General features: G+C 53.8%; 1 rRNA gene. It reads left to right on the top strand.

The annotated features are described in order from the left end of the window. Positions 1–61: 61 nt before the first annotated feature. A 23S ribosomal RNA gene (locus BLR68_RS17645) occupies positions 62–2,663 on the top strand; the annotation flags it as partial.

The following is a 2,663-nucleotide window of genomic DNA, read 5'->3' as shown; positions in this document are numbered from 1 at the left end:
GTTCAGAAAGATGATCTTAAAGATCATTAGTCAATTTCGATTGACGATTCAACTCATGTGATTTCAAGTCTTTAAGAGCAAACGGTGGATGCCTTGGCATCTGGAGCCGAAGAAGGACGTAGCAATCTGCGATAAGCCTCGGGGAACTGATAAGCAAGTTTTGATCCGAGGGTGTCCGAATGGGGAAACCCCGCTGGGCGGCGTGCCGACCTAGTGACTCCCGCCTGAATATATAGGGCGGGTAGAGGGAACGTGGGGAAGTGAAACATCTCAGTACCCACAGGAAGAGAAAGCAACCGCGATTCCGTTAGTAGTGGCGAGCGAAACCGGAACAGGCTAAACCGAGTACGTGTGATATCCGGCAGGAGTTGCGTATTCGGGGTTGTGGGACTTTTCAGACAGTTCTGCCGATCTGTCGGCGTTACAAGAAGGTATAGACGAACCGCATTGAAAGGCGGGTCATAGAGGGTGCCAACCCCGTAGTCGAAATGCCTCTCTTGACGCGAAGAGTATCCCAAGTAGCACGGGGCCCGAGAAATCCCGTGTGAATCTGTCAGGACCACCTGATAAGCCTAAATACTCCCAGATGACCGATAGCGGACAAGTACCGTGAGGGAAAGGTGAAAAGTACCCCGGGAGGGGAGTGAAATAGTACCTGAAACCGTTTGCTTACAAACCGTTGGAGCCTCCTTAGTAGGGGTGACAGCGTGCCTTTTGAAGAATGAGCCTGCGAGTTAGCGATATGTGGCGAGGTTAACCCGTGTGGGGTAGCCGTAGCGAAAGCGAGTCTGAATAGGGCGATTCAGTCGCATGTCCTAGACCCGAAGCGAAGTGATCTATCCATGGCCAGGTTGAAGCGACGGTAAGACGTCGTGGAGGACCGAACCCACTTAGGTTGAAAACTGAGGGGATGAGCTGTGGATAGGGGTGAAAGGCCAATCAAACTTCGTGATAGCTGGTTCTCTCCGAAATGCATTTAGGTGCAGCGTTGCGTGTTTCTTGCCGGAGGTAGAGCTACTGGATGGCCGATGGGCCCTACAAGGTTACTGACGTCAGCCAAACTCCGAATGCCGGTAAGTGAGAGCGCAGCAGTGAGACTGTGGGGGATAAGCTTCATAGTCGAGAGGGAAACAACCCAGACCACCAACTAAGGTCCCAAAGCGCGTGCTAAGTGGGAAAGGATGTGGAGTTGCTGTGACAACCAGGAGGTTGGCTTAGAAGCAGCCACCCTTGAAAGAGTGCGTAATAGCTCACTGGTCAAGTGATTCCGCGCCGACAATGTAACGGGGCTCAAGCACGCCACCGAAGTTGTGGCATTGACATTATTGGTAGGCCTTCGTGGTCCAGCCGTGTTGATGGGTAGGAGAGCGTCGTGTGGCCAGCGAAGCGGCGGTGTGAACCAGCCGTGGAGGCTACACGAGTGAGAATGCAGGCATGAGTAGCGAAAGACGTGTGAGAAACACGTCCTCCGAAAGACCAAGGGTTCCAGGGTCAAGCTAATCTTCCCTGGGTAAGTCGGGACCTAAGGCGAGGCCGACAGGCGTAGTCGATGGACAACGGGTTGATATTCCCGTACCGGCGAAGAACCGCCCAAGCTAATCCAGTGGTGCTAAGAGTCCTAACCCGGCTGAGTGGATCCCTTCGGGGTGAAGCCGGCCGGTCTAACGCTCGACCCCGTTCTGGTGCGGCTAGCGTATTAACAGGTGTGACGCAGGAAGGTAGCCCAACCCGGGCGATGGTTGTCCCGGGGCAAGTGCGTAGGCCGAGAGATAGGCAAATCCGTCTCTCATTAAGGCTGAGACACGATGCGGATAAAAAGTGGGTGATCCTATGCTGCCAAGAAAAGCATCGACGCGAGGTTCAAGCCGCCCGTACCCCAAACCGACTCAGGTGGTCAGGTAGAGAATACCAAGGAGATCGAGAGAATCGTGGTTAAGGAACTCGGCAAAATGCCCCCGTAACTTCGGGAGAAGGGGGGCCTTCCGCTTATTAGGATTTACTCCGAAAGGGCGTGGAGGCCGCAGAGACTAGTGGGTAGCGACTGTTTACTAAAAACACAGGTCCGTGCCAAGTCGCAAGACGATGTATACGGACTGACGCCTGCCCGGTGCTGGAAGGTTAAGAGGACCGGTTAGCCGCAAGGCGAAGCTGAGAATTTAAGCCCCAGTAAACGGCGGTGGTAACTATAACCATCCTAAGGTAGCGAAATTCCTTGTCGGGTAAGTTCCGACCTGCACGAATGGCGTAACGACTTCCCAACTGTCTCAACCGCGAACTCGGCGAAATTGCATTACGAGTAAAGATGCTCGTTACGCGCAGCAGGACGGAAAGACCCCGTGACCTTTACTACAGCTTGGTATTGGTGTTCGGTGTGGCTTGTGTAGGATAGGTGGGAGACTTTGAAGCGGTGACGCCAGTTACCGTGGAGTCATTGTTGAAATACCACTCTGGTCACTCTGGATATCTAACTTCGAACCGTAATCCGGTTCAGGGACAGTGCCTGGTGGGTAGTTTAACTGGGGCGGTTGCCTCCCAAAAAGTAACGGAGGCGCCCAAAGGTTCCCTCAACCTGGTTGGCAATCAGGTGGCGAGTGTAAGTGCACAAGGGAGCTTGACTGTGAGACTGACAGGTCGAGCAGGGACGAAAGTCGGGACTAGTGATC

This window comes from Microbacterium sp. 77mftsu3.1 (assembly GCF_900100525.1).
GTDB lineage: Bacteria > Actinomycetota > Actinomycetes > Actinomycetales > Microbacteriaceae > Microbacterium > Microbacterium aquilitoris.
This window is presented reverse-complemented; position numbering and strand designations above follow the sequence as displayed.